General features: G+C 50.8%; 1 tRNA gene and 1 rRNA gene. Both read left to right on the top strand.

The features are described from left to right. Nucleotides 1-117: ribosomal RNA gene (gene rrf, locus DWX65_RS03820) — 5S ribosomal RNA — on the top strand. Between the two features lie 35 nt (nucleotides 118-152). Beyond that, nucleotides 153-225 (top strand) — tRNA-Ala (locus DWX65_RS03815). The last annotated feature ends 21 nt before the right edge of the window (nucleotides 226-246 follow it).

Genomic DNA, 246 nt, shown 5'->3' with positions numbered 1-246 from the left:
CTGGTGGCGATGCGCTTAGGGGAAACACCCGTCCACATCCCGAACACGATGGTTAAGACCTAAGCGGCCGATGGTACTACGCTGGAGACGGCATGGGAGAGTAGGTGGCTGCCAGATTAAAAAAAGAAAATTAAATAGGAATCATCCTATATGGGGGTGTAGCTCAGTTGGGAGAGCACCTGCCTTGCAAGCAGGGGGTCAAGAGTTCGAATCTCTCCATCTCCATTCGGATACGAAAGTATCCAT

The sequence above is a fragment of the Roseburia sp. AF20-18LB genome, from assembly GCF_003461185.1.
Lineage (GTDB): Bacteria > Bacillota > Clostridia > Lachnospirales > Lachnospiraceae > Roseburia_C > Roseburia_C amylophila.
This window is presented reverse-complemented; position numbering and strand designations above follow the sequence as displayed.